The 26,051-nt window shown below is 72.5% G+C and carries 19 protein-coding genes and 1 tRNA gene; 9 read left to right on the top strand and 11 right to left on the bottom strand.

The genetic code is table 11. From position 1 onward, the window contains the following. The 5 genes from ACWEN6_RS36795 to ACWEN6_RS36775 all read left to right on the top strand — a co-directional run. The coding region (locus tag ACWEN6_RS36795) for a DUF4153 domain-containing protein (protein WP_452576618.1) at positions 1-2,056 on the top strand (2,056 nt) is incomplete at its 5' end. A gap of 38 nt (positions 2,057-2,094) precedes the next feature. Then, positions 2,095-3,312 carry a hypothetical protein gene (locus ACWEN6_RS36790; RefSeq protein WP_452576617.1) on the top strand — a complete coding sequence of 406 codons (1,218 nt, stop codon included), beginning with the start codon at positions 2,095-2,097 and terminating at the stop codon, positions 3,310-3,312. A gap of 450 nt (positions 3,313-3,762) precedes the next feature. Continuing rightward, positions 3,763-6,645, top strand: a complete 2,883-nt coding sequence (locus ACWEN6_RS36785; RefSeq protein ID WP_452576616.1) for a glycosyl hydrolase — start codon at positions 3,763-3,765, stop codon at positions 6,643-6,645. A 121-nt stretch (positions 6,646-6,766) separates the two neighbouring features. Beyond that, positions 6,767-8,191 (top strand): glycoside hydrolase family 16 protein, encoded by a 1,425-nt coding sequence (locus ACWEN6_RS36780; RefSeq protein ID WP_452576615.1) that lies wholly within the window; start codon positions 6,767-6,769, stop codon positions 8,189-8,191. Between the two features lie 324 nt (positions 8,192-8,515). Then, on the top strand, positions 8,516-9,160 hold the full coding sequence (locus ACWEN6_RS36775) for a YbhB/YbcL family Raf kinase inhibitor-like protein (RefSeq protein WP_452576614.1): 645 nt from the start codon (positions 8,516-8,518) through the stop codon (positions 9,158-9,160). A 97-nt stretch (positions 9,161-9,257) separates the two neighbouring features. Here ACWEN6_RS36775 and ACWEN6_RS36770 read toward each other — a convergent pair whose 3' ends face one another. Then, positions 9,258-9,887, bottom strand: a complete 630-nt coding sequence (locus tag ACWEN6_RS36770; RefSeq protein ID WP_452576613.1) for a LysE family translocator — start codon at positions 9,885-9,887, stop codon at positions 9,258-9,260. Between the two features lie 288 nt (positions 9,888-10,175). Here ACWEN6_RS36770 and ACWEN6_RS36765 point away from each other — a divergent pair, with 288 nt between their 5' ends. Continuing rightward, positions 10,176-13,160 (top strand): helix-turn-helix transcriptional regulator, encoded by a 2,985-nt coding sequence (locus ACWEN6_RS36765; protein ID WP_452576612.1) that lies wholly within the window; start codon positions 10,176-10,178, stop codon positions 13,158-13,160. 79 nt (positions 13,161-13,239) lie between these two features. Here the strand turns inward: ACWEN6_RS36765 and ACWEN6_RS36760 are convergent, their stop codons facing one another. Further along, a complete protein-coding gene (locus ACWEN6_RS36760; protein ID WP_354836616.1) occupies positions 13,240-13,638 on the bottom strand; it encodes a response regulator transcription factor in 399 nt (132 codons plus the stop codon). Positions 13,639-14,033: 395 nt separating this feature from the next. Between ACWEN6_RS36760 and ACWEN6_RS36755 the strand changes: the two genes are divergently transcribed. Together ACWEN6_RS36755 and ACWEN6_RS36750 are read left to right on the top strand one after the other, a co-directional pair. After that, a complete protein-coding gene (locus tag ACWEN6_RS36755; RefSeq protein WP_452576647.1) occupies positions 14,034-15,209 on the top strand; it encodes an NlpC/P60 family protein in 1,176 nt (391 codons plus the stop codon). Between the two features lie 173 nt (positions 15,210-15,382). Continuing rightward, positions 15,383-15,454 (top strand) — tRNA-Arg (locus ACWEN6_RS36750). A 706-nt stretch (positions 15,455-16,160) separates the two neighbouring features. Here ACWEN6_RS36750 and ACWEN6_RS36745 read toward each other — a convergent pair. From ACWEN6_RS36745 to ACWEN6_RS36705, 9 genes are all read right to left on the bottom strand, one after another. Beyond that, positions 16,161-17,162 (bottom strand): GlxA family transcriptional regulator, encoded by a 1,002-nt coding sequence (locus ACWEN6_RS36745; protein ID WP_452576611.1) that lies wholly within the window; start codon positions 17,160-17,162, stop codon positions 16,161-16,163. A 121-nt stretch (positions 17,163-17,283) separates the two neighbouring features. Continuing rightward, positions 17,284-18,525 carry a YbfB/YjiJ family MFS transporter gene (locus tag ACWEN6_RS36740; protein ID WP_452576610.1) on the bottom strand — a complete coding sequence of 414 codons (1,242 nt, stop codon included), beginning with the start codon at positions 18,523-18,525 and terminating at the stop codon, positions 17,284-17,286. A 299-nt stretch (positions 18,526-18,824) separates the two neighbouring features. Then, entirely contained in the window at positions 18,825-20,288 is a 1,464-nt protein-coding gene (locus ACWEN6_RS36735; protein WP_452576609.1) for a hypothetical protein, read from the bottom strand. Between the two features lie 15 nt (positions 20,289-20,303). Then, entirely contained in the window at positions 20,304-21,113 is an 810-nt protein-coding gene (locus ACWEN6_RS36730; protein WP_452576608.1) for a hypothetical protein, read from the bottom strand. After that, entirely contained in the window at positions 21,110-21,820 is a 711-nt protein-coding gene (locus ACWEN6_RS36725) for a hypothetical protein (protein WP_452576607.1), read from the bottom strand. The genes ACWEN6_RS36730 and ACWEN6_RS36725 overlap by 4 nt, the downstream gene beginning before the upstream one ends. Then, on the bottom strand, positions 21,817-22,707 hold the full coding sequence (locus ACWEN6_RS36720; RefSeq protein WP_452576606.1) for an ATP-grasp domain-containing protein: 891 nt from the start codon (positions 22,705-22,707) through the stop codon (positions 21,817-21,819). The genes ACWEN6_RS36725 and ACWEN6_RS36720 overlap by 4 nt, the downstream gene beginning before the upstream one ends. Beyond that, positions 22,704-23,534: a hypothetical protein gene (locus ACWEN6_RS36715; protein ID WP_452576605.1), complete on the bottom strand. Its 831-nt coding sequence runs from the start codon at positions 23,532-23,534 to the stop codon at positions 22,704-22,706. Before ACWEN6_RS36715 ends, ACWEN6_RS36720 begins: the two co-directional genes overlap by 4 nt. Further along, entirely contained in the window at positions 23,524-24,090 is a 567-nt protein-coding gene (locus tag ACWEN6_RS36710; protein WP_452576604.1) for a hypothetical protein, read from the bottom strand. The genes ACWEN6_RS36715 and ACWEN6_RS36710 overlap by 11 nt, the downstream gene beginning before the upstream one ends. Further along, complete coding sequence (locus ACWEN6_RS36705) at positions 24,090-25,001, bottom strand: LLM class flavin-dependent oxidoreductase (RefSeq protein WP_452576603.1); 912 nt, start codon at positions 24,999-25,001, stop codon at positions 24,090-24,092. The genes ACWEN6_RS36710 and ACWEN6_RS36705 overlap by 1 nt, the downstream gene beginning before the upstream one ends. A 526-nt stretch (positions 25,002-25,527) precedes the next feature. On the opposite strand from ACWEN6_RS36705, the gene ACWEN6_RS36700 reads away from it, so the two are divergent. Further along, a partial coding sequence (locus ACWEN6_RS36700; protein WP_452576602.1) for an endo-1,4-beta-xylanase occupies positions 25,528-26,051 on the top strand: 524 nt, incomplete at its 3' end.

The following is a 26,051-nucleotide window of genomic DNA, read 5'->3' as shown; positions in this document are numbered from 1 at the left end:
CGCGTCCAGGTCCGGTGGCGCCGAGCCGGGGCCGCCGCGCACGACACCTGCCCCGGTCGGGGCGCCCCAACCGTCCAGCGAAGATACGGAGAAGGCCGTAGGCATCGCGGAGCAGTCCGCCGTGTCCGCCATGTCGGGCGTTCCCGACGCTCCGGACGCTCCGGACGCTCCGGCCGTCCTCGTCGTGCCTCGCAGATCCAGGCCGTCCGGGGAGCCGACGGCGCAGCCGGTGCCGGGCGCGGCGGAGTCACCGGCCGCGATCTCAGACCCCGTCGCCGCGCGACCGCTCACCGCTGCGGCGGCCCACACCGTCCCGGAACACGGCGCCGTCCCGGAGGTCGCCGCCGCGGCCGAGGGCCGGATGCCGGCCGGGCCGTCCCCTTCCGCGGCCGAGGGACAGACCGGCCGGATGCCGGCCGGACCGTCCCCCGCCGCGGCCGAAGGACCGACCCCGGCCCGATCGTCCCCTGCCGCCGCCGAGGGCCGGACCGCGGGCGGATCGTTCTCCGCCGTGAAGCCGCCCGTCCAGGATTCCCGGCCGCCCACACAGTCCGGCGCCACCGCGGGGGCGCCGCCGGACTACGTGCCGCCGCCGTTGCTGCCGCGCCCGGCGCTCCCTCCGACGCCCCGGTGGCTGCTGCCCGTGGCGGCGGCGGTGGGTCTGCTCGCGGCGATCGCCCTGCCGGACGCGCGGACCGGGCTGGGCGTGGTGCTGGTGGCCGTCGCCGCCGGCGCGGCCGTGCTCCCGGCGGCGCGCCGCCGCATCACCCCATGGACGGCCGCCTTCGCCCTGCTGGCGTACGCCCTGGTGGCGGTGGCCCTGGTCCGCGACGCGGAATGGCTGGTCGGCCCCTCGCTGCTCGCTGGCTTCGGCCTGGCGGCGCTGGCGGTGTCGGGCGCGGGGCGGGGCTGGCTCGGCGTGGTCCGCGGAGGGCTCTCGGTGGTCCTGGCCGTCTTCCCGCTGCCGTGGTTCCTCCTGGAACCGATCAAGGCCGTCGACCGCAGGCGCACCCTGGCGCCGATGCTCGCCGGGCTGGTCATCACGGCGGTGCTCCTGCTGGTGTTCGGCGTGTTGTTCGCCTCGGCCGACGCCGTCTTCGCCTCGTTCGTCTCCGAGGTGTTCACCGCCCCCGCCTGGGCCTCGTCCGTGCCGGTGCGGCTGGTGCTCTTCGGGGTGTTCGCGGCGCTGGTCGGTGCCGCCACGCTGGTCGCTCTGCGCCCGGCGGTCGAGCCGGCCGGCCGCCGGGCCCGCAGGCGAGTGAGCCTCGTCCTGTGGACCATCCCGCTCGGCGCGCTGGACCTGCTGTTCGCGGCCTTCGTGGCCGTGCAGATCAGCACGTTGTTCGGCGGGAACCGGCGGGTGATGGAGACCGCCGGGCTGACCTACGCCGAGTACGCCAGATCGGGATTCTTCGAGCTGGTCACGGTCAGCGTCTTCGTGCTCGGCCTGGTGGCGGTCGCGACGGCGGTGGTGGCCGCGCAGGGTCGCGAACGGCTGCTGCTGGCCGGCCTGCTCGGCGTCCTGTGCGGGCTCACCCTGGTGATCCTCGCCTCGGCGCTGCACCGCCTCGGGCTCTACATCGACGCCTACGGGCTGTCCAGCCTGCGCGCCTCGGTCGGCGCGGCGATCTGGTGGCTGGCGGCGGTGTTCGCGCTGGTGCTGGTCGCGGGCGCCATGCGGCTGGCCCGGCGGGACGCGGGCTGGCTGCCGCGCACGGTGGTGCTGGTGACGGCCCTGTCGCTGCTGACGTTCGCGATCTGGAACCCCGACCTGCGGGTCGCCGAGTCGCAGCTCGGCATCCGCAAGGTCTCGGAGCTCGATTTCAACTACATCACCGACCTCAGCGCCGACGCCGTGCCGGCCATCGACGGGCTGCCCCCTCAGGTGCGCGACTGCCTGCTGTCACAGATGTCGTCGGTGCGGCGGCTGAGCGCGCGGGACGGCTGGAACGGGTGGAACCTGGCGCGCGAGCACGCCCGTGATCTGCTCGGCGACCGGCCTCCGATGGGGCCGTCCTCGGCGTGCGGGGAGGATATAAGGTCGCCTGGGACATAGGTCAGACACGGGCGGGCTCGTCGAAAGGCACGGCTGCGGTGCACGGTTCGGTATACGTCTACGTCGAGGACGTGCGCGACGAGGGCGCCGGGCGGGTCCTCGACCGCATCGCCGGCTACGGCGTGCGCGAGGTGACGGTCGCCGCCGCCTACCACGGCGCCCGTGACGTCACCCCGCACGGCGCCTCGCGGGTGACCGTCCGCTTCGACGGCGTGCACTTCCCGCCGCCCGCCGACCTGTTCACCGGCCTGCGGCTCGCGCCGCCCGTGCAGCCGGGGGCCGAGCGCGAGCCGCTCGCGGCGCTGCGCTCGGCCGCGGCGGAACGGGGCATGGCCCTGCACGGCTGGGCGGTGTTCCTGCACGACCTCACCCTCGGCCTGGCCAACCCCGACGTCACCGTGCACGACTGCTTCGGCGGGCGCGGCTTCCCCGCGGCGCTGTGCCCGGCCCATCCGGACGTCCGCCTGTACGCCGTCGCCCTGGCCAGGGCGACGGCCCGGCAGGGCGTCGACAGCGTGGTCGCCGAGGCCCTGCACTTCGGGGGGTTCGCCCAGGGATACCAGCAAGAGAGGTGCTTCGTCCCGCTCGGTCCGATGGACGAGTTCCTGTTCTCCCTGTGCTTCTGCACGTGGTGCATGCGGCGGGCGACCGACCTCGGCGTCAAGGCGGAGGTCGCCCGCGAGGAGTGCGCGCGCATCGTCGGCGGGGTGCTCGACGGCGATCCGCCCGCGCAGGGCGAGGTCACGCGGGCCGCGCTGACGGCGTACGCGGGGCCGGACGTGGTGGCCTACGCGCGGGCCCGGTCCGAGACGGTGACCTCCCTGGTCAGCGAGGTGTCCTCCGCGGTCGCCGCCGAGGGCGCCACGCTGACCTTCCTGGACGGCACCGGCCACCGCAAGGGGTACGCCGACGGGCTGCCGCCCGCCGGGCTTGCGGCGCACGACGCCTGGCAGCTCGGGGTCGACCTGGTGGCGCTGGGCGACCTGGTCCCGTCGTTCGGGGTCCTCGCCTACGCCAGGGACGCCGCCCGGGTGGCCGACGACGTGGGCGCCTACCGCCGCTCGGTCGGCAACGACAGGGAGCTGCGCGTCGTGCTGCGCCCGGGCAGGCCGGACACCGACTCCGAGGAGCGGCTGGCCGCGAAGGTCCGCGCGGTGCGGGCCGCGGGCGGCGACGCGGTGGACTTCCACGCCTACGGGCTCGTGCCCTACAGCGTCCTGGACCGCATCCCCGGAGCCCTCGGCCGCGAAGCCTGATCCCGCCCGTCGCACCGCGATCGCGGCGGGAGAGCGCTCTCCGGCGGTGAGGCGGCCGGGTGCGCGGTGGTTGCGGTGCTTTCAGAACGGTCCGTTCACGGCGGTGCACCAGGGCTCATCTCGTGAAATGGGGCTTCCGCGGTGTCCTGTCCCGTCTTTCCTGGTCAGCGAGGTAGGGCGAGGTGCGTCCACGGTGGTCGGCGCGACGAACGATAGAGAGCGCTCTCACGATCTTCGAGAAACATTTTCTCGCTGTTGACACCGGTTGTGGAGGCATCTAGCGTCAGCGGCGCTGAGAGCGTTACATCCACGTTACGTCGACGAGAACACCTGGTTCCCCGCCGTCGCGGACCTCGAACGGCCGTCGGGTCCGCGCCACCGAGCCGCCGCCGGCCGCCGCCCTATCGCGGGCGGCGGCCGGTTCACCCCCCACGACGAAAGCCTCTCCGCATGACCTGTGACCTGACCTCGAACCACCGCGACTCCGGCGACCCCGCGAACCGCCGAGCGAGGCGACGGCCCGCCGGGACGGCCGCCGCCGTCCTGCTCGCCGGACTGCTCGTCACCATGCTCGTCACCGTGCCCGCCGCCCCCGCCGACGCCGCCACCGTGTCCGTAGGGGCCGGCGGGTACACGACCGACCTGCCCGCCGGCGCCTCCGGCCCGGCCGACACCACCGGCGCGCCGGTGACCCCGAAGGTCACCTCGGCCGTCACCGCCAAGGTCCCGACCAACGACTGGTGGTCGTCCCTGGCCTTCCAGCGCTACGCGGGCAACCCGTACTCGGAGAACATGTACGCCCATCCGCTGACCTTCCACGCCGTCGCCGGCGGGCTCGAGGTCGGCTACCCCACCACGCCGGGCATCGGCGCGACGCAGTACGACTACGCGCACGCCCGCGATCTGACCCTCGGCGTCACCGGGCTGAACGCGCCCCGCACCCAGGTCGACGGCTGGTCCGACTGGACGGTGACCCCCTACTGGTCCGACGGCGCCCGCACGCTGCGCGCCACGATCGGCCACGGGCTGCCGTTCGTCTACGCCACCCCGAGCGGCGGGGACGGACGGGTGGACTTCGCGGCCACCCCGGCCATCTGGGCCGACCGCGGCAACGTCCTGGGCGCCACGGTGAACGGCCACGACTACGCGCTGTTCGCCCCCACGGGGACCGACTGGGCCATCTCCGGCACCGCGGCCACCGTCGCCCTCGGCGGCAGGAACTACCTCAGCGTCGCCGCCCTGCCCGCGCGCGGCGCGCTGGACCTGTTCGCCAAGTACGCCTACTCGTTCGTCACCGGCACCACGGTGAGCTGGTCCTACGACGAGGCCGCCGCCCGGCTCACGACCACCTACACCGCCGCCACCAGCGCCAAGGAGGGCACCCAGACCGGCACGCTCCTGGCGCTCTACCGGCACCAGTGGCAGGCCACCTCCGACCCGCTCACGAGCTACACCTACCTCTCGCCGCGCGGCACGATGAAGCTGCGCGAAGGCGCCTCGTTCAGCACCCGGCAGACCTTCCACGGCGTCCTGCCGTCCCTGCCCGATCTCGGCGCCTACGACCGGGCCCGGCTCGGCGACTTCGTCCGGCAGGAGGCCGACGCCGCCGACCCGTACAAGGGCGCCGGCGACACCTACTGGGCGGGCAAGGCACTCGGGCGGCTCGCCCAGCTCGTGCCCATCGCCGACCAGCTCGGTGACACCGCCTCGCGCGACAAGCTCCTCGGCCTGCTCAAGACCAAGCTGCAGAGCTGGTTCACCGCCGGCGGCGAGCAGTTCCGCTACGACGCCACCTGGGGCATCCTCACCGGATATCCGGCCTCCTACGGCAGCGACACCGAGGTCAACGACCACCACTTCCACTACGGCTACTACCTGATGGCCGCCGCCACCGTCGCCCGCTACGACCGGGCGTGGGCCGCCGACGGGCAGTGGGGAGGCATGGCCAAGCTGCTGGCCAAGGACGCCAACAACTGGGACCGTTCGGACACCCGATTCCCCTTCCTGCGCAACTTCGACCCGTACGCGGGCAACGGCTGGGCCTCCGGCCACCAGGGCTTCGCCGCGGGCAACAACGAGGAGTCGTCCTCGGAGGGGATGAACTTCGCCGCCGGAGCGCTGCTGCTGGGCGCCGCGACCGGCGACACCGCCCTGCGCGACCTCGGCATCTACCTCTACACCACGCAGGCGGCCACCATCGCGCAGTACTGGTACGACGTGGACGGCGCGGTGTTCCCCGCGGGTTTCGCGCCCGACACCGCCGGCATGATCTGGGGCGACGGCGCCGCCCACGCCACCTGGTGGACGGGCAACCCCGAGGAGATCCACGGGATCAACTACCTGCCCATCACCGGCGGCTCGCTCTACCAGGGGCTCTACCCGGCCAAGGTCAGGGCCGGGCTGGCCGAGATGGAGGCCGAGAACGGCGGGCCCGCCGTCGAGTGGCGCGACGTCATCTGGCAGTACCGCGCGCTCGGCGACCCCGCCGCCGCCAAGGCGAACTGGGACGCGGGCTGGACCTCCTACGGCCCGGAGTCCGGCGACTCCAAGGCGCACGCCTACCACTGGATCTACAACCTGGCCAGGCTCGGCACGGTCGACGCGGCGGTCACCGCCGACATTCCCACGGCCGCCGTCTTCAGCCTGAACGGCACGCGCACCTACGTCGCGCACAACTTCGGCGTCTCGGCGCGGACGGTGACCTTCTCCGACGGAAAGCGGCTGGAAGTGCCGGCCGCGTCCACCGCGACCAGCGCGGGCGGCGGCGGCCCCACGCCGACGCCGACGCCCACGCCCACGCCCACGCCCACGCACACGCCCACGCCCACCCCGACTCCCACTCCGACGCCGACTCCCACGCCTGGGAGCCCCGCGCGGTACCTGCTCGGCGGGGGAGGGCTCGGCGCGGCCGCCGGGACGGCCGGGGCCGACACCGTCGCCTCCGCCGGCGGCGTCAACCACGACGGCACCCCGGCCAACCCGCTCGTCTACACCGCCGACGGCCTCACCATGACCTTCACCGGCGCCGCCACCGCGTTCGACCTGTACCTGGACGCGGGGACCGCGGTGGGCAACGGCGTCCAGGCGCGGGTCTCCTACGACCTCACCGGAGACGGCTCCTACGACCGCGTCGAGACCTACCGCTACTTCGCCACCGACCCGGTCGCGGGCTGGGAGCACTACACCCAGGCCGCCGGGCTCGCCTCCTCGACCGGTGCCCTGGGCAACCTGGTCGACGGCCGGGTGAGGGTCGAGGTGTGGAGCGCCATCGGCGTCAACCCGACCTCTCTGGGGGTCGGCAGCCGCTCGGTCCTGACCCTTCCGTTCCGCTGACCACGCGGCTGTCACCGGCCCCTCCAACCGGCCTGAGCCGCCGACCCGTCCGCCGTGTCCGACCCGTCTGACCTGTCCTACTCGTCCCACTCGTCCCCGAGAGATGAGGAGCATCATGGGCATGACCACCGATCCACCGGCGCGCCGCCGCTCGCGGCTGCGCGCCGTGCTGGCCGCCGCCGGAGCCGCCGTCCTCCCGATCATCGCGCTGACCCTCGGCGGCGGGCCCGCCGGGGCCTCGGTCCCCGCCACGCCGAGCGGCTGGAACCTGGTGTGGAGCGACGACTTCAACGGCTCCGCCGGGACGCCGCCCTCGTCGGACAACTGGATCATCGACACCGGGCACGCCTACCCAGGCGGTCCCGGCAACTGGGGCACCGGCGAGATCCAGAACTACACAGCGAACGCCTCCAACGTCAGCCTGGACGGCGGCGGCAACCTGCGCATCACGCCCATCAGAAGCGGCTCGGGGGAGTGGACCTCCGCGCGCATCGAGACCCGGCGCACCGACTTCAAGCCGGCGGCCGGCGCCGTCCTGCGCATCGAGGGCCGCATCCAGATGCCCGACGTCACCGGCGACGCGGCGCTCGGCTACTGGCCGGCGTTCTGGGCGCTGGGCTCGCCCTACCGGGGCAACTACCAGAACTGGCCGGCCATCGGCGAGTTCGACATCATGGAGAACGTCAACGGGATCAACTCCGTGTGGGGCGTCCTCCACTGCGGCACCAACCCCGGCGGCGCCTGCGGCGAGACCAACGGCATCGGCGCCAGCCGTGCCTGCCCGGGCTCCACCTGCCAGTCGGCCATGCACACATACCGCTTCGAATGGGACCGTTCGGTCACCCCCAACCAGCTGCGCTGGTACGTCGACGGACAGCAGTTCCACAGCGTCAGCCAGAGCCAGCTGGACGCCACCACGTGGAACAACATGACCGGCCACGGCGGGTACTTCCTGCTGCTCAACGTGGCGATGGGCGGCGCGTTCCCCAACGGGGTCTCCGGCCGCTCCACCCCGACGTCGTCCACCGTGTCCGGACGGCCCATGGTGGTCGACTACGTGGCGGTCTGGCAGAGCGGCGGCGGCACAACACCGCCCCCGAGCTCGCCGCCGCCCAGCTCGCCGCCGCCGGGCGGCGTCGACGCCCGCTCCACCATCCAGGCCGAGCGGTACCAGGCGCAGTCCGGCACCCAGCTGGAGACCACCACCGACAGCGGCGGCGGCCAGAACGTCTCCTACATCGCCAACGGCGACTGGCTCCGCTTCGACGGGGTGAACTTCGGTTCCACCCCCGCCCGGCAGTTCGTGGCCCGCGTCGCCTCCGGAGCCCCCGGCGGCGTCAGCGGCCTGATCCAGGTGCGGCTCGACAGCCTCACCGCCGCGCCCGTCGGCGACTTCGCCGTCGGCAACACCGGCGGCTGGCAGAGCTGGCGCACCGTCCCGGCCAACATCTCCGGCGTCACCGGAACCCACACCGTCTACCTCACCTTCGGAAGCGGCCAACCCGCGGACTTCGCCAACCTCAACTGGTTCACCTTCACCAGCTGACCCCCACTCCCATCCAGCCTCGACCGGCCCTGCGTCCGGCCGAGGCTGGATCGGCTCGACCTGGCCGCGCGCACCGGTGAGCTCGGGCGACTATGGGATGGGCCGCCTGTCGGCGACGACTGTCCTCGCATCGCCGCTGACGCGATGACCACAGCCCCTCATCGGGCCGGGCTCTCCACTGGGTTCGTGCAGATTGTGATCGGCGCCGGGTCGGTGGGGCGTGGTACGGCGATTGCGGCGCCGTCGTGCGGCGGGTGGCCCGGCCTGCCCCGGGCGGTGGCGTCGTTCCCCGGCCGCCGCTGGTGGCGTCGTTATGCTGGGCCAATGAAGATCCGGACGGTCGGCGCGGTCAGCGGCGTCCTGCCGGCGGCACTGGCGTTGACCCTGGCCGCCGGGTGCGCCACGTCGGAGGGGGCGTCACCAGGGGCGCCCGCCGCGACCTCGCCCGCGATCTCCGAGGGGGCTTCGCGCGCAGCGTCCGAGGCGGCCTCGCCGGCGGCGTCCGAGGCGGCCTCGGACGCTGCGGGCCTGCGGGTGAGCAGCCCGGCGTTCGGGGACGGCGCGGCCATACCGCGCAAGCATGCCTGCGCCGCCCAAGGAGGCCAGGACGTCTCGCCCGCGCTCGCCTGGTCCGGCGTCCCGTCCGAGGCCCGCGAGCTGGCTGTCGTCGTGGACGACCCGGACGCGCCCGGCGGCTCGTACATCCACTGGATCGTGACCGGCCTGCCCGCCTCGCTGACCGGCCTCGGCCAGGCAGCGACGGAGGGAAGGACGCTGCCCGGCAGCGGCGGCGCTCCTTCGTACGCCGGCCCGTGCCCGCCGGGCGGCACGCATCACTACCACTTCATCGTGTACGCGCTGCGCGACCGGTTCCAGCCGGTCGGCGGCCCGCGGGCCGTGTACGCCCGGCTCAAGAAGGCCGCCATCGCCTCCGGCGAGACGGTCGGCACCTGGACCCGGCGCCCCTGACCGAACATCCGCCCGCTCGGGGCGCGCGGTGAGAACGGTGGACGGCGTCCGTGCGGCTGGACGCGCCGTCGAGCCGCCCGAGGGCCGGCCCGGGCGGTCAGCGGGAGCGGGCGCCGCCTCCGGCGAGCGCGGTGGCGACGCCCAGTCCGAGGTACACGCAGCCGCTGACATACCGCAGCGCCCTGTGCCTGCGGCGCAGCAGCCCGCTCAGCGTGCCCGCGCCGAGGGCGTACACCATGTCGGCGGCGATGCCGAACATCAGCAGGGTCAGCCCGAGAACCACGATCTGCAGGGCGGGCGACCCGGCCGCGGGGTCGACGAACTGGGGGAGGAAGGCCAGGAAGAACAGGATGACCTTCGGGTTGAGCACGTTGACGATCACGCCCTCGAGGAAGACCTTGCGCAGCGGCTGGGCGCTCGCCGCGCGCGCCGCGGCGCCGTCCCCCGAGGCCAGTGTGCGGATGCCGAGGTAGACCAGATACAGGGCGCCCGCCCACTTGACGGCCGTGAACGCCGCCGCCGAGCGCGCGATCAGGTACGAGAGCCCGGCCGCCGCCGCGGCGATGTGCAGCAGCGTTCCCGTCTCCACCCCGACGGCCGAGGCCACCGCGGCCGCCCGTCCCTGCGCGATCCCGCGCGCGGTGATGTACAGGTTGTTCGGGCCGGGGACGACGACCAGCACCAGCGCGGCCACCGAGAAGACCACCAACGTCGAGGCAGAGACCATGCCCGCGACCCTAACCTCCACCGGACCAGCAGAAGTGGTCCACAACCATCCCATCCTCTCAGTCCAAAGCCTGCTTGGCGACAAGCGGCACCGTCGCCGAACGGCGGGTCCGATCACCGGCACTCACCTCCGTCCAGGTCTGGGGTGCTTCGACGAGAGGTCCGCGACCTCGGTCGCCTGCTGCCATGGCCGGCCGGGGTCGCGGACGGGAAGGCAGGGCATGGGCGGGTTGTGGCGGCTCTGCGGCGATTCCGGGTTCTGTCGGGCGGGCGTGCGATACTCCCCAACGTGGTGTGGCGGGAGGCGGGCAGCGCTCTTGTGGGGCGGTCGAGTGAGCTCGGTCGCCTCGTCGGGGTGCTCGACGCCGCCACCTCGGGGCAGGCGGGGGTGGCCGTCGTCAGCGGCGACGCCGGCATCGGCAAGAGCCGCCTGGTCGCCGAGCTCGTCGCCCTGGCCCGGGCCCAGGGTTTCGCCGTGCTGACCGGCCAGTGCGCCGAGCTGGGTGACGCCCTGCCCTACCTCCCCCTCGCCGACGCCCTTCGCGGCGCCGCCGGCGACTCCGGTCTGGCGCAGGCCATCGAGGCGCGCCCGATGCTGCGCAGGCTGACGCCCGGCGCCTGGCTCGACTCCCAGCCCGCGGCCGGCTCGGGGCTCACCCAGCAGCAGCTCTTCGGCTCGACGCTCGACTTCCTCGCGGAGGCCTCGGCCGCAAGGCCCGTCCTCTTCGTGCTCGAAGACCTCCACTGGGCCGACCGGTCCACCCGTGACCTGCTGGTCTTCCTCAGCCGCATGTTGCAGCACGAGCGGGTGTGCCTGCTCGGCACCTACCGCACCGATGACCTGCACCGGCGCCACCCGCTCCGCCCCCTGCTGGCCGAGCTGCAACGCCTTCCGTCGGTCACCGCGGTGCGCCTCGGCCCGCTGGACGCCGACGCGCTGTCCGACCACCTGGTGGCCCTCGGCGGCGCCGACGCCAGGGCGATCGGCGACATCATCACGCGCGCCGAAGGCAACCCCTTCTACGCCGAAGAACTGCTCGCCGCCGAGGGCCTACCGTACAACGTGGCCAACCTGCTGCTCGCGCGCGTCGAACGGCTGTCGGAGCCCGCGCAGAGCGTGCTGCGGGCCGCCGCGGTCGCCGGCCGGCGCATCGACCACGACCTGCTGCAGAAGGTCTCCGGCCTGCAGGACATCGAGCTGGAGGAGGCCATCCGCGAGATCGCCTCCCGAGGGCTGATGCTGCCCGACGGCGACTACGGCTACGCGTTCCGCCACGCCCTGCTCCAGGAGGCCGTCTACACCGATCTGCTCCCCGGAGAGCGCGCGCGGCTGCACAGCCGCTTCACCCGTCTGCTCGACTCGCCGGCCGAGCTCGCCTACCACTACCTGGCCGGTCACGATCTGCCCGGAGCTCTCGCCGCGTCCGTGGCGGCCGGACGGCGAGCCGACCGGCTGGGCGCGCCCGTCGAGGCCCACGACCACTACGATCGGGCTCTCGCGCTGTGGCAGCGCGTCCCCGACGCCGAGCGGGTGGCGGGCATCGACCGCGTGCGGCTGGCGCTGCTGTCCGCCGCCGCGGCCGAAGAGAGCGGAGCCACCCACCGGGCCGTCGCCCAGATACGGGAGGTCCTGGCCGTCGAGCGGCCGACGGCCGAGATCTGGGAGCGGCTCGCGTACTACCTGATCGACGCCGGGGACGACGCCGGGGCCGTCGAAGCCGCGAAGACCGCCGTCCACCTGGCCACCGAGGCCGCGGACGAGGAGGATGACCACGGCCCGGCGGACGACCAGGCCGAACGACGTCAGGTCAAGAACTGCCGGGCCGCTCTGCTGGCCAGATCCCTGGCGACGTACGCGCGTGCCCTGGTCTGGAGTCCCCAGCACGGCGAGGTCGAGCAGCTCGCCGGCCGCGCGCTCGCAGCCGCGCGCGCGTCGGGCGTGCGCGACGCCGAGGCCAGCGCGTTGATCACCCTGGCCGTCGTCGCCGACATCGGCGGCGACCGGCAGCGGGCCGAGGACGTGCTGACCACCGCGGCCGCAGGCGTGCCCTCCGGCAATCTCTCCATCGACCTGCGTGCCATCTTCAGCCTCGCCCGGGTGCAGTACGACCGCGGTCACCTCGCCGATGCCGCCGCCACCGCCGACCGCGGCGTCGGCCTGGCCCGCGAGACCGGCCTGACCTGGAGCAATTACGGCACCGACCTGCGCTTCCTGCGGCTGCTCATCCACTACACGGCCGGAGAGTGGGAGCAGGCGGGTGAGCTGGCCGCGGGGTTCGCGGCGCGGGTGGGCAGGCTTCCCGAGGCATGGTTGTCGGGGTACGCGCTGTTCGTGGAGGTCGCGCGCGGCGACCCGATCGTCGAGGAACGCATGGTCTGGCTCAGGCCGTTCTGGCGCGACCCGCTGGTCAGCTACATCTCCCGGACGCTGGCCGCCGAGCACGCGCTGTGGAACGGCGACCCGCGCTCCGCCATGGAGCACATCGACGCGGTGATCGCGGTGCTCGAGCCCTTCGACCCCGGCATGATCCGCGTCTGCGCCACCGGCCTGTGGGCGCTGGCCGAACTCGGGCAGCACCCGCCACGCGCCGACGACCAGGCGAAGGCCGACGACCTGCTGCGGCGCGCCCACCAGGCGGCGACCCTCGGGCCCGGCTCGGGCACCCGGGGCGCCATGGGGGTCGAAGGCCGGGCATGGCTGGCCAAGGCCGAGGCCGAACGGCGGCGAGCCGGCGGCGACGCCGATCCCGCCGCCTGGCGGGCGGTCGTGGACGCCTTCGACTTCGGGTCGGTCTACGAGGTCGCACGGGCGCGCTGGCGCCTCGCCGAGGCCCTGCTCGCCACGGCGGACCGCGACGAGGCGTACGCGCAATGGCGGCAGGCCGTCGACACGGCCGCCGCGCTCGGCGCCGCGCCGCTCCATCGTGCGCTCACCGACCTCGGCCGCAGGGCCCGCTTCCCCTCCCCGTCCAAGCAGGACACCACGGACACCGCGTCCCCGGAAGCGACGTCATCGCCCTCGTCTTCCGCCGCTTCCGCCGCCTTGGCCGCACCGCCGGCCGACCACGGCGGTCCCGCGGTCTCCTTGACCGCCCGTGAGCAGGAGGTTCTCGCCCTGGTCGCCGCCGGCCTGTCCAACCGTGAGATCGCCGAGCGGCTCTTCATCACGCACAAGACCGTGAGCGTGCACGTCTCCAACATCCTCGCCAAACTGGGCGTCTCCTCCCGCACCCAGGCCGCCGCCTACGCCCACCAGCACGGCCTGCTCCCCTGAGGCCGCCCCATGGAGACGTTCCCCTTGGGACGATGCTCTGGCGACGGTCACCCTGGGAACGGTGCTGTCTCGGGGGCCTTCATGAAGGACCGCTCTCCGAAGGAGTGAGGACCAGGTCGCGGACGATCTGGATCAGCTCCGCCGGGTCGAACGGCTTGGTGAGGTAGGCGTCCACCCCGATGCCGAGGCCGCGCTTCTTGTCCTCTTCCTGGGCCCTGGCCGTGATCATCATGATCTTGATGTGGCGCAGGCTCTCGTCGGCGCGCAGCTTGGTGGCGGTCATCCAGCCGTCCAGGCGCGGCATCATCACGTCCAGCGTGATCACATCGGGTTGGACGGACGCCACGCGATCAAGGCAGTCCTGCCCGTCCGTCGCCGTCTCCACCTGGAACCCCTCCAGGCTGAGATTCACGGCGATGAGCTGCCGGATGACCTCGTCGTCGTCCACGACCAACACGCGTCCCAGAACCTCTTCCACGGCCGCGAGGCTAACCCCTGAAAGCCCTCCCTGCGACCTTTTCCCCCCAACTCAACCCCCACGGCGCCCCTCGTTCACGGGCCCGTGACCGCACATCGACGCCCCGCCTGTTCCCCGCCTTTTCCGCAGCGATGCCACGCCGAAAGGGAACCCGCCGGCATCGCCGGCCCACATCTCATGAACCGATTCCCCATGCCGCTTGTCCACAGCCTGACGCTTCAAAGCCCCCGCCGTGCTGAATCGCCGCAGCTCATGGGTTACGTCAGTCGCATTCGCCGCTGAGCGGCACCCGACCTTCGTCCACAGAACGCCGTTCGGCCCAACGGCCGGCAGCTCTCGAAAATCACCCTTGGGCTTGATTCGCCATCGAGCCCAAGGAGGGCACCGTGATCACGATGCTCGTCACCACCGTCCTCATCACGGGGACGGCACTTCCCCTCGCTGCGGCCGCTCCCCGCCCCCCGCTGACCCGATGCACGCAGATCCGCCGGCTGCCCACTCTCCACCACCTCACGGCCCCACCTGCCCGTCGATCGTCCGGGGTTCTCACGGCATGCATCGGCGAGAGCCCGGGCGGCCTTCCCGGAGCCCGGTCGTCGCTCCACGACCGCCCGTGGCCGCCTCACCGCCAGATCGGCCCCTACGGCACACCAGCCGCTCGTCTGTGGATCTGGCCGGCGCGTGACCTCCTGCCGGGAGAGATCGACACCAGCACGCCGGGCGAGGGGCACCTCGCGCGGCAGCAGGTCGGCGCCCGCACCGACAGAGGCCTTCTGCTGCGCATCCACCAGCCGGCGCTCGTCGACCGCCGTGGCCCGCACGCCGGTTCACCCGAGGCCGCCGAGTCCGGTCAGCCGCCCGGCGCCGATCGTCCAGCGCGAAGTCTTTCCGTGTACCGACGCCCTCCGCGTGTGCCCGACCGAGACCGGTCTCGGTCGGCGCCTGACGGCGGCGGACGCCGGCATCGGGAGGCTCCCGACCCGGCATTCCCCAAATCGACGCCAGACGACGCGGCCGGAGCGGCGCGCTCCCAGCGCCGAGACGGCGCCGCGCGCTCCCAGCGCCGAGGCGGGGCGGCGCGCTCCCAGCGCCGAGACGGCGCCGCGCCGACGGCCGCCCGGCCGGTCTCCACCTCCCGCCGTCCTGCCGGCGATCGGCCGGCGTCCCGCTCGCGGCAGGTCACTGCCGGGGCCATCGCCGCGCGAGCGGCCGTCAAGAAGATCGGCACCCCGTACGTCTGGGGCGGAGGGTCACGGAACGGGGCCACGAAGGGCGGGTTCGACTGCTCGGGTCTGGCGCTGTACGCCTGGTCCCGAGCCGGGGTCTCCCTGCCTCACTACACGGGCAGCCAGTTCACCAGAGGCAGCAAGATCCCCTTCTCCCGGCTCAAGGAGGGTGACCTGGTGTTCTTCGGAGGAGGCGCCGGAGACCCCACTCATGTCGGCATCTACCTCAAGAAGGGGATGATGGTCCACGCCCCGAAGTCCGGTGACGTCGTGCGCACCGTCGACTTCGCCCACTCGGCCTACTACCGGGCGCGCTACCGAGGTGCCATCCGCCCCGGCAAGTAAGTCCTTTCGTCCGCTCCCGCGATGTCGCACCAGGCGATCCACCCCGGTCCCAGCGCCGTCGGGGTGGGGGCTTCTCGGCGGCTTCGCGGGGCTGGTCGGGGCATGCGTTCGACCGGCGCGGGTTTCTGAGTAACGGAAGACCGCCAGATGCTGGTAGCCTTACCACTCGTTGAGCCCCCTTAGCTCAGGGGATAGAGCACCGGCCTCCGGAGCCGGGAGCGCAAGTTCGAATCTTGCAGGGGGCACTCGCGATCTACCATGCAATACGCGCTATGGCCTGCGGCAACGCAGGCCTTTCGTGTTCATGGGGGTGTGCCGGCGTGTGCCACCGATAGCCACTGGATGCGTTGATCGCGCATCACACGGGCACCAGCCTTGAAGGCCCTGCTCACGCCGTGGACGAGGGGGAGGGGCCGGTGTTCTGGCCTGGCCCCGTGTGCGCCGCACCGCCACCGGGGGTGTTCGGGGCCTCCTGGTCGCCGAGAGCGCGGCCGACCACCCCCTGCCACACGCGGTCTTGTCCGTCGATGCGCCTGGCGTAGATCTCCAACAGGACCTTCGACGCCGTGGCCCGCCCATTGGGCCACCTGGGTAGCCGGGACGCCGGCTGCCGCCCTCTACACCGGTGCTACGAGCGCCGGGCCGACCGCTTCGCATCCTTCCTTGCCATTGCCGCGGCCATCGTCTGCTATCGCCGACTCACCTCAGCGGGCGGTCGGCAGCTGAGGTGATTCTCAGTGCCCCCAGCGAGATCACAGCTCCGACAGAGCAGGCTTCGTCGAGTCATGGAGTCGCGGGGCTGAGGAGTCCGGATGAGAGCCGAGGCATTGGGCGGGTCGCGCGGGTGGCCCTGGGGTGCGGCGGTGTGGAGCTCGGGCTTTGGGGTGGCCCACGTGTGGTGGCTGATGGACCCAGGGTCGCCCTTGATGCGGGGCGAGCAGGCGGGGTGGATCATGAGCCGGTGGGCGGGGCCGGCGCGCGGGTGGTGCGGAAGCGGGCGCGGTAGGCCGTGGGCGGCACGCCCAGTTCGCGGATGAACGCCCGCCGCATCGTCTCCGGAGAGCCGAACCCGATGCGGCGGGCCACGACGTCGAGCGGCCTGTCACTGGTCTCCAGCATGTTGCGGGCGCTCTCCAGGCGGGTCAGCTCGACGTACCGGGCCGGGCTGAGCCCGGTCTCCTGCCGGAACAGGCGGGTGAGCTGCCGCACGCTGAGCCCGGCGCGCGCGGCCATGGCGGCCAGGCCGTGGTCGCCGGCCGGGTCGACGGCCACGGCGTCCAGCACCGGGCGCAGCGGCGCGCACCGTTCGCCGCCGGCGAGCAGGCGGACGCTGAACTGCGACTGGCCGCCGGGCCGCTGCATGAACACGACCAGGTGCTTGGCGACGGTGCGGGCGAGGTCGGCGCCGTAGTCCTGCTCGACCAGCCCGAGCGCCAGGTCGATGCCGGAGCTCACCCCCGCCGAGGTGACGATGTCGCCGTCCCGGACGAAGATCGCGTCCCGGTCCACCTCGATGCCCGGGTACGCCCCGGCGAGCCGCTCGGCCAGCTCCCAGTGCGTGGCCGCGCGGCGGCCGTCCAGCAGCCCGGTGGCGGCCAGGACGAACGCGCCGGCGCAGACCGAGGCGGTGTGCCGGGCGCGGCCGGACAGCCGCCGCACCTGGTCCAGCAGCGGCCGGTCGGCGGACGCCGCGTCCACGTCGGGGCTGCCCGGCACGAGCAGGATGTGCCCGCCGTCGCCGAGCTCTTCAAGGGCCACGTCGACGCCCAGCCGGATGCCTCCGCTGGTCCTGATGTCCCGTCCGCCGAGTGAGGCGATGAGCGGCCGGTAGCCGGCGCCGTGCTCCACGGCCATGGTGAACACCTCCAGCGGCCCGGTCACGTCCAGCAGGCGGACGCCGTCGTACACGACGACGACCACGGTGCGTCCCTCATGCTCGTGCGGCGTGGCCATGGCTTCAGTCTGCTCCCCGCCTCGGACGACCGGCGGCACCGCGGTGTGCGGGCCGGCTTCGTGCCCCACCGGCGGGGCCGCCGATCGTGACGGGTGTGTCGCCGAACATGGTTCCTCCGTATCAGGACGCGGCGTGCTCGCGCTGGAAGAGCGCGGTGAGCGCCGCGATGACCAGCAGGCCCGCCGACAGCCACAACCCCCGCGCGATGCCGCCGTCTCCGTCGGACAGCAGGCCTGATGCCAGCGGGCCCGTGGCCTGCCCGACGGAGAAGGCGACCGTCAGCAGGGCGATGCCCGCGGTCCAGCCGGTCGGCGGCAGCATGCGCCGGGCGATGAGGGTGGCCGCGGTCGGCCCCGCCATGAACCCGGCGCCGAAGACCACCGCCGACAGCAGGGCCGAGAACGGGCCGGGCGTCATGAGCAGCACGGGCAGTACGCCCGCGAACACCAGCGCCGCGACGAGTGCCGGCGCCCGGCCGCCGCGCAGCCGTCCGGCCAGGCGGCTCCAGACGACCAGCGTGGTGACCGCCGAGGAGAGCCCGAGCACGACGAAGAACAGCGCGGTCATCGAGGAGCCGAGCCCCTGAGTCCTCAGCAACGCGATCACGAAGGTCATGTAGCTGACATATCCGGCGCCGAACAGGACGTACCACGCGAAGGTCGGGCCGAGGCGGCGCAACTGGTGACGGGCCAGGACGGCGGCTTGCGTGCCGGCGGAGTCGGGGACGCGCCTCGCGCCGAGCCAGGCGGGCAGCAGCGCGGCAACGGCGGCGGCGCCCATGAGCAGCCAGCCCAGCCGCCAGCCGTCGTCGCCGGCCGACAGCGCGGCGGGCACGACGAGCCCGGAGATGACCACCCCGACGCCGACGCCCGCCATGTAGACCGCGACCGGCAGTGCGGAGCGGCGCCGCGGGGCGCCCGCGGCGACGCGGGAGACCAGCGCCGAGCCGATGACGAAGGTGACGGCCGTGGCCAGCCCTCCGATGAACCGCACCGCCAGCAGCGCGGAGAAATTCGCCCACGCGGCGGTGGCGAGCAGTGCGAGCGCGCTGAGGGCCAGGCTCCACAGGAACGCGGCGCGGTCGCCGAGCCTTCGCGCCCAATGGACGGCGGACGCGGCGCCCAGGATGTAGCCGGCGGCGTTGGCGGTGTTCATGCCGCCGGCCTGCGCGTAGGTCCACTCGAGGGTGTGGTGCATGGAAGGCAGCAGCAGGGCGTAGGCGAAGCGGGTGAAGCCGAGCGCGACCACCGGCCCGGTGGCAAGGCCGAGCGCGATCAGCACCTGCCGGGCGACGCCCGCGCGCTGATCCTGGGGCGAAGAGGTGACCGCGGTCATGTACGGCTCCGGCCGCGCGTGAGCCACATGGTGATCGTCCTTCCGGTCGGTTTCGAGGCCATCGATGCCTCAAGGCGCCGGAGAGCACCACCCATGGCCGTCGATCCGGCCATTCGTCCCTCGGATCAGGCCGTCGGCCTCGGCGGAACGGTCGACGTAGACCAGGCTTTCGCCGAAGGCGCGAAGAACGCCCGCCGCACCCCGTCGAGAGCGGGGATCACCAAGTGGACCGAGGCGCTATGCGCTGTGGGCTGTGGAGACGCTGGTCCTTCGCTGTTCATGGGGCGGGTCGGCATTCGTCTTCGAGGGGGAGCGAGTCGGGGACCTCAGGTGTTCTGGCGGCTGAGGGTGCGGGTGATGGTCGGCAGGACGGCGATGGACAGGGCCCAGCCGAGTGCCTTGAGGGCGATGGACATGGCCAGGCCGGAGCCGCGGGGGGAGAAATGGTCCTCCAGGCCGAACGGAGAGCTCGGCAACAGCACGTCGAGGCTGAAGAGCGCGGCGTTCACCACATGGTCGGCGCTCGGAATCGGCACCGCCTGGCCGATGAAGACCGCGGTCCCGGTGGCCCATGCCGCGATGAGCCAGCAGAGAGCGCGCAGCGGCACGTAGCCGTACCCCGCTATGGCGTCGTAGAGCCAGCCGATGGTCCTGCGGGGCCAGACCAGCCGGCGACGACGGTCCCGGTTCTTGGCGAGCAGCACGATGCGCGCGTCCCGGTCGTGTCCGAGGCCGCGGTAGTACCGCGCGAGCTGCTCGTACGGCTGAGGGTGGTACCGCTGTGGACTGCGTCGCAGCCAGGCGATCCTCTCCGCGACCGGCGGTTCGGGATCCGGGTCGAGGTCGTCGTAGACCAGGCCGTTGAGGTGTGTCGGGGTGTCCAGCGAGGTGCTCAGGGTGCTGAGCCGCGCATTGGTGAGGTTGACGCTGCCGGTGATCTTCGAGATCAGGACCAGTGTGTCGATCCGGGCGCCCTCGCAGGTCACCGCCCGCCTGCCGGGATTGCTGAGTTCGGCCCCGGTGAAGTCGGCCGTGCCGGCGATCTGCGCGCCCTGCAGGCGGATCCCCCCTTCGGCGGTGAACCCGTCGCGGAAGAACATGTCCTGATCGACGGCGATCCGCTGGCCGCTCACCGCGCCCCCTCCGGGGTTGCGGATGGTGGCGCCGTTGAAGGAGATCTGACCGTGGACGCGGGCTCCGGCGAGCTTCACCTCGCCGGAGGTCGTGAACCCGTTCTCGCAGAACATGTTGAGGTCGACGACCATGCCGGCGGCGGAGAGCGCGGGCCGGTCCTGAGGGGCGAGGATGACGGTGCCGCCCAGATCGAGGTTGCCGCCGACATGCGCGCCGGCGAGCCGCACCTCGCCGATCCGGCAGGAGGTCAGCCCCAGCGGTCCGTCGGTCCGGATCCGGTTGGCGTCCAGGCCGGGAATCCGGCAGGCGGAGACCGACAGCCGCCGTACGTGCGCGTTCTCCACGTCGATCGGCTCGTCGAACCAGCACCGCCGGAAGATGATCTCCGCCGCGATCTCTCCGCCGTTCAGGTCCAGCCGGCCGGTGATCCGGGCGCCGCGGAGCGAAAGCCTGGTGACGCCTCCGCCGTCGCCGCCGCGGCCCCTGAGCAACAAGGCGCTGATGATCTCCGCGCGGACTCGCTGGTCAGGGTCGTACTCGTCCGGGTCGAATTCTTCGGCCGCCGGGTCGGCCGTGCCGATGTCGACCCGATCGCCGTCCGGGAAGGCCTTCCAGAGCCGTCGCTCGGCGTCCGTGCGCAGGTCGTTCGGGTGCACCGTCTCTTCCTTCTGTCAGAACCGGCAGTGCAGGGGATCGGTGAACACGGGAGGAGGGCCGGTCAGAGCCGCGCGGATCGACTGTTCCAGGATCGAGTACGGCGAGCCGTCCGCCCGGTCGAGGCGGAGAGGTTCGCGCAGACCTGTCTCGGTGTTGCTGATGAAGCGAGGTGGGCCGGTGTGCTTGTAGCCGCGGGTGTGGAACAGCAAGGGATGACCGAGGACGACGTCGCCGGCCGAACCGGTGATCTCGCGGAAGTTGCCGATCGGCTCGGCCAGCACCGCGTCGAACAGCTCCAGGTGGGTCATGCCCTCGGGGTGGGCGGCGAGCACTCTCGCGGCGCGGCGGTGGGAGCCCTCGGACACGATGGTGCCGCCGCCGCGCGGCTCGATGTCGGAGAACAGGCCGATCAGCAGCAGTCCCTGCCGGGGCGCGTCGATCGTGTGGCGGAACCAGTTGCCGTCCACGTGCCAGCCGTTCGGGGGTACGCCGTACGGCCGGTCGGCGCCGTGCGCGAAGTTGACCGGCCAGAAACCCCAGCTCCGCTCGCCGCGCCACCGTCCGGGGCCGAGCAGTTCTTCGACGGCCGCCGCCACCTGGCCGGTGAAGCAGGCGAGCACTTCGGGCGTGTGCAGGCGCTCCTCGATGTCGTACCCGGGCGGCCATGTGGCGGGGTCGTCGCGCAGGATGCCGGCCTTCTCCGCCATCCGCCGCCAGACCCGGTCGCGGGCGGCGGCCGCCTGCCGCGCCGTGAACGCGCCCGGAAGCACGCACAGGCCACGCTCCACGAAGCTCTCGATGCGCGCCCGGCCCAGCATGGTCACCAGTACAGCAGCCAGCGGCCGTCGCACCACACCCCGTGTCCCTGCAGGGTGAGCCGCTCGTCGTCGGGTTCCACCTGGCCGACGGGGGCGACCTGGTGCAGGATGTGGCCCGAGTGCACGGCCATCGTGCCCACCGTGTACGGGACGTAGGTGCGGGTGTGGAACCGCAGCAGATCGGTGGCGCCCTCGACCCAGCCCCGCCGCCGGGCGAGCTGGAACTGCTCGTAGGTCGCGTCCCACACGTTCAGCCCGCCGCCGGCGAGGGGCAGCCGGATCGGCAGCGTGAACGACAGCAGCCGTTCGAGGTCGGTGCCGGGTGGCCAGTCGAAGGCCCGGTACTGCAGGTCGAAGTGGATAGGCGCCCGGGGTTTGGTGAACACCGCCGCGGCCAGCCAGACGTGGAAGCCGGGCAGTGCAAGGTCCTCGGGGTAGCACACCGGCGACCCGAGGTGCTCGCCCAGCACTTCGGCCAGGCGCTCGTACAGCCAGCCGAACCGCTCCCACAGCACCGGCCGCGCGGCCCGCGCCCGCGCCCGGTACTCTCCCGCCCGCGGGTCCTGGGCCAGGTCGAGGTAGCTGGGTGGCCCCAGGGTGAAGAACGCCGTGGGCTCGGGTCCCCGGGGCAGCCAGTGATCTCGCAGGTCGTGCACGGTGTCGCGGACGGCGGCGCTCTGCTCGCCGGTCAGGACCGGGACCGATTGCATCACGCGGCCCCCTCTTCCAGCAGGGTCAGCAGCGACCTGGTCACGGCGCCGCCCAGCCTGCGGTCGTACCAGTCGTATCCGGGCATCGGATTGACCTCCAGACACCAGTGGGTGCCGTCGTCGGCCACCTTGAGGTCCCACCCGGCGAACGCCAGCCCGAAGTCGCGGGTGCACGCGGTCATCCGGGCGGCGAGCGGGCCGGGCAGTTCGCACAGGCTGAAGGCGACCTCCCCGGCGGGAGCCGCGCGGTAGTCCACGACGGGAGAGATGATCCGCTCCGCGTGCACCTGCTCGCCCACGACGTGCGCCCGTACGTCGGCGCCGGGGACGTAGCGCTGCACGTGCACGGGCCCCTGCCGGGAGTCGAACGCGGCGAAGTCGCCGGGGCCGACGAGCCTGCTCGTCGCCCGCACTCCGGACACGGCCTTGACGATCGTCGGCCCCGCCGCGGCGAACGCGCCGAGACGGGCCCCGTCGGAGCTGGTCAGGCTCTCGGGCACGGCGAAGCCCGCTTGTGCGATGGACCACTCGTGCAGGGGCTTGGCGCCGTTGTCGGACCCCGCCCGATTCACCACCAGGCCGGGAACGTGGTCGAGCCAGGCCGTCAGGCCGGTCACCAGGCTCTGCCAGGCCACGGCGTGACGGGGGTCGTCCTGGAGAGCGGCCAGGTCGATCAGCCGGCAGAAGTAGGACGCGCGCGGGTCGAGTTCGTGCCTCCCGCTCGGGGTCGGCAGGACGCTGTGGCCGTCGTCGGGGATGGCCAGCCGCCAGGCCCGTTCGGCCACCACCTCCCGCAGGTCGATCGCCACGACGGGCGCACCGGCCCGCTCGGCCTCGGCCACGAAGTGGGTGAACGTGGCGTCGCCGCCGACGCCGATGGCGTAGATCACGGGAACAGCGCCTTCACCAGATGAGGGCCGAGGCCCAGCCAGACCATGCGGAGCTGCTCCAGGGCGGGGAACGGCTCCACGTTCACCAGCCGGGCGGACGCCAGGTCGGGGGCGAGCCGCCAGGTCACCGCGGCCAGGTCCAGGCCGAGCCGGGCGACGATGCCGATGCTGCGCTCGGTCAGGTCCAGATCGTCCAGGTCGGCGGTGGTGCACCGCCAGGCGTTCCCGCCCAGCACCACGACGCCTTCGAAGACCGGATCGGCGTCCGACCACCGTGCCCGGAACGGGCCCTCGGCCGTCATCGCGTCGGTCCACGGCGCCGTGGCCCCGGTGCCCTCGTCCCGCACCCACCAGATGGCCTCCGCCTCCTCGCCCGCAGGTGGAGGCGCGGGCGGTGCCCCCGCGAAGACCTCCACGGAGCCGCCGGAGACCCCCGCGCGGAGCTCGGTCAGGGCGGCCGAGACCGAGACGCGGCTGCCGAGCCCCTGCGGGGTGGGGCGGTTGATCACCGGGGCGGGGGTGAGCGCGGCCACCGCCCACAGCTGGGCCAGGCACTCGCCGTACTGGAACTCCGCGTCGAAGCTGACGCGGAGCGGCGGGGGAGGGGGGAGGCGCAGGAGCATGGGGCATTCGGGCGTCACGGCGGCCACACCGTCGCGGACCGAGACGGTGAACATCTGGGCCGCGTCGAACACGTCCAGGACGCGTGCCTTGTGCCCGCTCTCGGTGACGAATTCCGCCACCTCGATCGCGACCTCGTCTTCGGGGTCGGCGACGATGACCAGTTCTGGGTCGGCGGTCCCGGATGGCGCGGGCTCAGATGACAAGGCCGTTCCTCCTCAGGAACCGGTTGAACCGGGACGCGCGGAGTGCCGCGATGGTCTCGTCCTGCTCGCCGGACGGTGACGCGGGGGACGTCGTCATCCCCGCCTCCGGGCCCGCCGGGGATCGCCCGGGCGGCGGCGCGTACGTCTTCGGTCCGCCGGCGGACGTGGGCCAGTCCCGGCCGTCCTTGCCGTCCTTCCAGTCTTTGGTGTCCTTGCCGTCCTTGGTGTCCTTCCAGTCCTTCAGATCTTTGCTGTCCTTGTAATCCTTCAGATCCTTGTAGTCCTTGTTCTCCTTGCTGTCCTTTCCGTCCTTCGAGTCTTTGCTGTCCTTATAGTCCTTGGAGTCTTTCGAGTCCTTGCTGTCCTTGGAGTCTTTGCTGTCCTTGAAGTCCTTGAACTTGGCGACCCCCGGCCGGGCGAGAGGCGGCACGGAACCGGCGGGTTCCGGGAAGGCGCGCCCGCCCGTGGGCACCCGCCACAGCGCCGCGGTGACGTCCCTGCGTTCGGACGCCGCCAGGAACGGCATCACTCGCGACTCGTCCACCGTCCATGACATCAGCCCGTTCTCCCCGTCCTCGATCCGAGTCGATCGTGATAGCCGCGCAACGCCGTCGCCAGCCGTCGCTGGGAAGCCCTGTCGTGCGGGTTCAGATTGCAGACCAGGTGGTCCACGCCGAGGTCGCGGTACGCCAGCAGGCCCTCGGCCACCTGCTCGGGCGACCCGGCCAGCACGGGATGGTCCTGTGGCCCGGGCTCGCCCACGGAGACGTTGACGCCGAGGGTGACGCCCAGCGTGCCGGGGGCGCGGCCCACCTCCGCCGATGCCTCCTTGAGCCGGGACAGCGCCTCACCGGCGGTCTCCGGCGGGCCGAACCAGCAGCCGTTCCACAGGTCGGCGTGCTCGGCGGCCAGGCGCAGCATGCGAGGACCCCGGGCGGCCACCAGGACGGGAGGACCGCCCGGCCGCGGCCCGCGTGGCCGCAACTCCGCGCCGCGGACCCAGTGGTGCCGCCCCTCGTACCGGTCCAGTTCGCCGGTGCGGAGCAGCGGCAGGATGATCCCCAGCGCCTCCTCGAACCGGTCCACCCGGTGGTCGAAGGGGATGCCGAAGGCGTCGAACTCCGGCTGGTGCCAGCCGCAGCCGAGCCCCAGGATCAGCCGCCCCCCGCTGACCTCGTCCAGGGTGACGGCCATCTTCGCCAGCACCGCCGGGTTGCGGAACGCGGTGCACAGCACGAGGGTGCCCAGCACGACCCGTTCGGTGGCCTCGGCCAGCGCCGCCAGCACCGTCCAGGCCTCCCAGATGCCCTCGGTGGGCAGGCCGGGCTCGCGGAACAGCAGGTGATCGTAGACCCAGACCGAGTCGAACCTGGAGTCCTCCGCCCGCAGGGCGAGATCACGGATCTCGACGTAGGACGGCTGCTTCCACGGGTACTCCGCCACAGGCAGGACAAGGCCGATCTTCAACGCCCCTCGCATTCACGACCGCACGACGTGAACACCCCCGAACCAAGCGTCACTATATGCCGGAAAGCGGCCGCCGGGAATGGCCGCTGACCGGTCCGAATGGTCGCGGATCTCCTTGTCGCCGTGGCAGTGGCGGCCGGCGTGTCCCGTCCAGGATCCGCCGGTCCTGATTTCGAGCGCGACGGTCACATGGGTGATGAGGTGAAAATTTCATGGCGATGTTTCGTGCTCAAATCGGCGAGGGCTGGGGGAGTTTTCGCAGGCCGCATCGGGCGCCGGGGTGTGAGCAAGGAAGCGCTTCAGTCGGGGTATTCTCGAAAGTTTCATAATGGCCTTGACACATTTCGGAGGCGTTTCCACACTGAGTCCCCGAGGCGGTCGCTCCCTGCCTGCTGATGGTCCGGCGGTGGAGAACGCCCGTCTCCGACGTCCTCGTGGTGTGCGTTCCCGGTTATGGGGTGGCGTCGATCCCGCAGGACGTCGCCGCGATTCCGCTGTTCCGTGACTCAGTTGTGGAGGCTCAGGCATGAGCACAAACGCCACCCCCCCAGATGGACGCCGGCGGCCACGCGGCGCACGCCGCGCCCTGATCGCCGGCGCTCTGGGCGCCCTCGGTCTGACCACCGTGCTGATCGCGCCGGGTACCGCCGGTGCGGCCGAGAGCACGCTGGGTGCGGCGGCGGCGCAGAGCGGCCGCTACTTCGGCACCGCGATCGCCTCGGGCAAGCTGGGCGACTCGCAGTACACCACCATCGCCGGCCGTGAGTTCAACATGGTGACCGCCGAGAACGAGATGAAGATCGACGCCACCGAGCCCAACCAGAACCAGTTCAACTTCAGCGCCGGTGACCGGGTCTACAACTGGGCCGTGCAGAACGGCAAGCGGGTGCGCGGCCACACCCTGGCCTGGCACAACCAGCAGCCCGGGTGGATGCAGTCGATGTCGGGCAGCGCGCTGCGCAACGCGATGATCAACCACATCAACGGCGTGATGGGCCACTACAAGGGCAAGATCGCCTACTGGGACGTGGTCAACGAGGCGTTCGACGA

It is taken from the genome of Sphaerisporangium sp. NPDC004334 (assembly GCF_053602655.1).
This window is presented reverse-complemented; position numbering and strand designations above follow the sequence as displayed.